6 protein-coding genes and 1 tRNA gene are annotated in these 4,513 nt (G+C 37.2%); 3 read left to right on the top strand and 4 right to left on the bottom strand.

Annotated features, from left to right (window positions below; genetic code table 11):
• Window positions 1–167 precede the first annotated feature (167 nt).
• Window positions 168–647 (top strand): DUF2243 domain-containing protein, encoded by a 480-nt coding sequence (locus CHI06_RS19435; RefSeq protein ID WP_095250270.1) that lies wholly within the window; start codon window positions 168–170, stop codon window positions 645–647.
• Window positions 648–1,436: a cytochrome c oxidase assembly protein gene (locus CHI06_RS19430; protein WP_095250269.1), complete on the top strand. Its 789-nt coding sequence runs from the start codon at window positions 648–650 to the stop codon at window positions 1,434–1,436.
• A 58-nt stretch (window positions 1,437–1,494) separates the two neighbouring features.
• On the opposite strand, the gene CHI06_RS19425 is transcribed toward CHI06_RS19430, so the two are convergent.
• Window positions 1,495–2,313, bottom strand: coding sequence for a sugar nucleotide-binding protein (locus CHI06_RS19425; protein WP_095250268.1), 819 nt, complete (start codon window positions 2,311–2,313; stop codon window positions 1,495–1,497).
• 168 nt (window positions 2,314–2,481) lie between these two features.
• Between CHI06_RS19425 and CHI06_RS19420 the strand changes: the two genes are divergently transcribed.
• Window positions 2,482–2,670 (top strand): hypothetical protein, encoded by a 189-nt coding sequence (locus CHI06_RS19420; protein WP_095250267.1) that lies wholly within the window; start codon window positions 2,482–2,484, stop codon window positions 2,668–2,670.
• A 95-nt stretch (window positions 2,671–2,765) separates the two neighbouring features.
• On the opposite strand, the gene CHI06_RS19415 is transcribed toward CHI06_RS19420, so the two are convergent.
• From CHI06_RS19415 to CHI06_RS19405, 3 genes are all read right to left on the bottom strand, one after another.
• The gene (locus tag CHI06_RS19415; protein ID WP_095250266.1) at window positions 2,766–3,236 is read right to left on the bottom strand and encodes an SRPBCC family protein; all 471 of its coding nucleotides are present in this window, start codon (window positions 3,234–3,236) and stop codon (window positions 2,766–2,768) included.
• A 27-nt stretch (window positions 3,237–3,263) separates the two neighbouring features.
• Window positions 3,264–4,127, bottom strand: a complete 864-nt coding sequence (locus CHI06_RS19410) for a nitroreductase family protein (RefSeq protein WP_095250265.1) — start codon at window positions 4,125–4,127, stop codon at window positions 3,264–3,266.
• Window positions 4,128–4,426: 299 nt separating this feature from the next.
• Window positions 4,427–4,500: transfer RNA gene (locus tag CHI06_RS19405), tRNA-Ile, on the bottom strand.
• Window positions 4,501–4,513 lie beyond the last annotated feature (13 nt).

The raw sequence follows: 4,513 nt of genomic DNA, 5'->3' as shown, positions 1-4,513 counted from the left end.
AGACGATTTATACCATTGTACTAAAAATCAACAATGAAATTTAACAAAGCTTTTTCTTAAGTATACATAAAAGATACATTTCTCATTTGCTTCCCTTTGACTGTTTGGATTTAATCCAGACAGGATACACTATTTGGTAGGTAAAAAGTGGAATAGGAGGGAAATTAATGACAACAAGTCATGACCCACGATTAAATTATTTAGGACGTAATCTATTGTCGGGGTGCTTACTAGGCCTTGGTTTTGTTGCTTTTATTGATGAGGCAGTTTTCCACCAGATTCTGCACTGGCACCATTTCTATGACAAGTCTACACCTGATATTGGTCTCGTATCGGATGGACTCTTTCATACCTTTAGTTGGTTTTCAACAATAGCGGGGGCATTTCTTGTCTCTGATCTTCGACGAAGAAAGGCCTGGTGGCCAAAAAGATGGCTTGGAGGATTTCTATTTGGAGGGGGTGCGTTCCAATTATACGATGGAACCATCCAGCACAAATTAATGCGAATCCATCAGATTCGTTATAATGTGGAGATTGCTCCATACGACTGGGTATGGAATATCATTGCTGCCCTAATTCTGATTGCTGGGTTAATTCTTATTTTTCGAACAGGCCGGGAATCAAAAATGCTGGAAGGGACTATTTAAATGGAACATAACCATGTCCATCATGCCAGTGGGCCATCTTTCGAACTACTCTTGGCCCTCCCCTTTGTCCTGGCAGTTCTGATATATATTCTACTGGCATTGGTCTCAAACCGTCGGCATAAACGCTGGCTTTTCTATCGATACTTATACTGGATTCTTGGAGTTCTTTCAGCTTCCATTGCACTAATAGGTCCCATTGCTAATCTCGCTCATGAAAACTTCACGATGCATATGGTCGGTCATTTATTCCTTGGAATGCTTGCTCCGCTCTTATTAGTCCATGCTGCTCCAATGACCCTTCTGATGCGAACATTAAGTGTTGTATCTGCAAGAAGACTATCACGCGTATTAAAAAGTTTACCAGTAAGCATATACTCCAATCCAGTTGTGGCTTCCATCCTCAATATCGGAGGATTATGGGTATTGTATACTACAGAGCTATACTCTCTTATGCAGGACAACCTCCTTCTGCATATAGTCGTACATACACACGTATTCCTAGCAGGATATCTCTATACACTATCCATCCTATATATTGACCCTTCGCCCCACCGATATAGTTTTATTTTTCGCACTGTGGTGTTAATCCTCTCATTAGCTGCCCATGGAATCCTTTCGAAGTACATTTATGCTCATCCACCCGTTGGTGTTCCTAATGAACAGGCTGAAATGGGAGGAATGATCATGTATTACGGCGGCGACATGGTCGAAATCGTCCTGATCTTCCTGTTCTGCCAGCAATGGTATAAAGCTGCACGCCCACGAACGGTTGTATCCATTACTCAATGAAAATAGTGATGTATGCGAAAGAACCTGTATTGAATAATCATCAATACAGGTTTTACATTTATCCCAGCAGGTAAGAAATAATATCTTTATTTGTAGATTGAAGGGATTCTGGTATATCATTACGGGTTGATTGTAATTCAAAATAGTATGTTTTGTCGCTGTCTAGATAATGGTTAGATTTCAATAAATCCAATCCACTTCCTAACTTTGTTAAAACATGTTCGTAAAACTGGCTTTGTGTCATGAAATCAACTGAACCTAAATGAAATATACCTTTAAGCTTATTTTCAATAATAAACCTGAGCTGTCTTGCTAACTGTACATCTAAAAGATTGTTACATAAGAGATTACTGTAGGCCTCGATCACTTTAGTATCTTTTATACTTTCAATGATCATATTCCATCTAGGTGAATCCTTCCCCCATATTGCAGGAATACGGATAATATGGAATCTCTCCTCTAGAATTTCTGCTAGCATATTCTCACATTCAATTTTAAACTTCCCATAATCAGATTCTGCAATCGGGACATCTGTTTCGATATGTGGTTTTGAAAAGTCCCCATCAAATACATTTGTTGTAGAAAAAAAGTAAAGACTACTTGTAGTATTTCGTAGTTCCTCCGCCAATTCTCTATGAAACTTGAGCTGTTGACCGAACTCTCCTCTAAGACAGGAAATCACTATGTCAGGTTTAATGGAACGCAGGATATCCCTCATCTCATGGGTTTGGTGAACCTCCAGTTGGATCTGTTTATCAGGAGGGAGCTTAGTTTGTGTAGAAGCATACGTACCGTATAGGTCATAAACTTCCTTAAATTCCTCGATTATGGCCCTTCCAACCAAACCGCTTGCACCCAAAATTAGTAACTTTTTCATACATAACCTCCATCTCCATTAATAAATTTCAGCCAGCTTGTCTATCAAGGTAATTAAAGAAGGATGGAAATTTGGCAGAACCCTTCCCCCAATTACCTCATGTCCTGCATAAGTTCAGCTATATGTAAATATGATTAAAATAAGTATCCTAAAAAAGGAGTTGTTTGTATGCAAATCTTTAATAAAATCGCTCTATTCTTTGTTGTTTTATACTCAGTCATTATTATCTTAAATACTTATTTAGGAGAAACGGAACGGGTACAATCTAATGTTATTTACTTTTTAATGAATGGGTTTGCATATATTGTTTCAGCAATGGAAATGGAAAAAAGAAAAGTCGAACTATCTAAGATATAAAATGTTCAAATTTCTATAATATTAATTTTAATTAAACGTTTGATTAGTACTGTTTTGTCTCAATATAATCCCTTTATACCAAGGGTTCAACTCATTTAATCAAACGTTTGATTAGTTTTTATTTCAGCTATTTTCTTTAATTCTGTTGCACGCATAGCAATAAATCTTTTCATGTATTTTTCTAGAAACAATTTGTCAATTAAGACTCCGATGGGACCGAAACGTGACTTATATTGGAAATGATCGATCATTGTTGTCCCCTCTTCTTCATTAACAAACTGATGGATATGGATGAAGGACTTGAATGCCCCTTTTACCATTACATCCACGAAACTATGAGGCTTTTCCATAAAGATTACTCTTGAGGTTAACCTTTGCTTAATACCAAAGTGCACAGCCTCCCAAGTTACACTATCCCCTTCCTCCAACAGTCCCTTTGTTACACCCCCAACAGCCCTTTCCTTTGTTTTCAAGGTAGTTTGCGTATGAACATTGACATCTCTGGCAAGGTTAAAACAAACCTCAAGCGGAGCTTTGATAAACTGTTTATGCTCGATAACAGGCATTCTACTTACTCCATTCTTACTTTCATTTTAAAGGATTTCCCAGCTGGCAATATACTCCGTTTGCTCATTTGGGAGAAGCAGGTCCGGTTTTGCTACACTCCAACGTCCTTTTATATCTAATTCCTTACAAGCTGATTCAAATTGACACATGGCAATTCCCAAATCCAAAAGCTGCATATCATATCCTAATTTTGAGCTATAATTCGGTGTATGCTCAATGTAAAAATGACACAACTTTCGATTATTAGTTAATAAAAGTCTCCATGGCTGTTTATTGGATGCAGATGGTCCAAGCCTAACCATCTCGATAGGGACTTCAAGTAATCCCGCTTTTTGTTTATCCAATGGAACCTCGAAAGTTGAATCATAAAATAGCTTATCCCAAGGCTTTTTATTATCCGCCTTTACAACGTATCGGAGTGCCTTATCAAAAACCCGTTGTTTTTGATTTGGATAGCCCATTGGTGTTATACAGGGAATAAATTCTCCTTCCCCGAGCTGAATTTCTTGTTCAAACGAATTTCGGTTAAATGTCCCTCCCATCCAGCAAGTACCGATTTCTAATTCAGTTAACAAGATAACTAATTTTTGAAAGGTGTAAGCAAATTCTACAAGTGAGTATTTACTATTTTCTGTTACTCCAACTAAATATGCCTGTGGATTTTTTATAAATCCATATGTACCTAACTTAATGCCCTTATCGCTTACATTATTGGTTACTTGAATCAACTTAATACAGCCTTTACTTCCAAATGGTCCTACTAAGTTGTCTTCATTATTTATGTAATCATGAATTATTTTTAAATGAGAATCTTTTATGTTTAGAGTGTCAAACGTTCTAATAGACTGACGTTTCTTCATGGTTTCAATAGTTGATTGATTATAACTCATCTCGAACCTCCTTACTTACTCGGTTATAAAATAAGAATTCTATTAGTTACCACTTCTTCGACTTTTTCTCGATTCCGGTCACTTATAGCCCCTATTAGTTACCACTTCCACGACTTTTTCTCGATTCCGGTCACTTATAGCCTCTATATTACGAAAAGAGCCTATAATAAAAAAACTTAGCTTCCATTCTTATTGTAACTACACATAATAGAAAATCATAGAAGAAGGTATCATCCCTTTACAATAAACGAAAAAAAGAGTGATCACTATAAATAGTAATCACTCTTTTAAAGTATTTATGGGCCTAAATGGACTCGAACCATCGACCTCACGCTTATCAGGCGTGCGCTCTAACCAGCTGAGCTATAGGCCCTTAAATGGAGCGG

Source organism: Bacillus sp. 7884-1, assembly GCF_002272245.1.
Taxonomy (GTDB): Bacteria; Bacillota; Bacilli; order Bacillales; family Cytobacillaceae; genus Neobacillus.
Note: the sequence above shows the minus strand (reverse complement) of the source record. Positions and strands in the feature narration are given on the sequence as shown.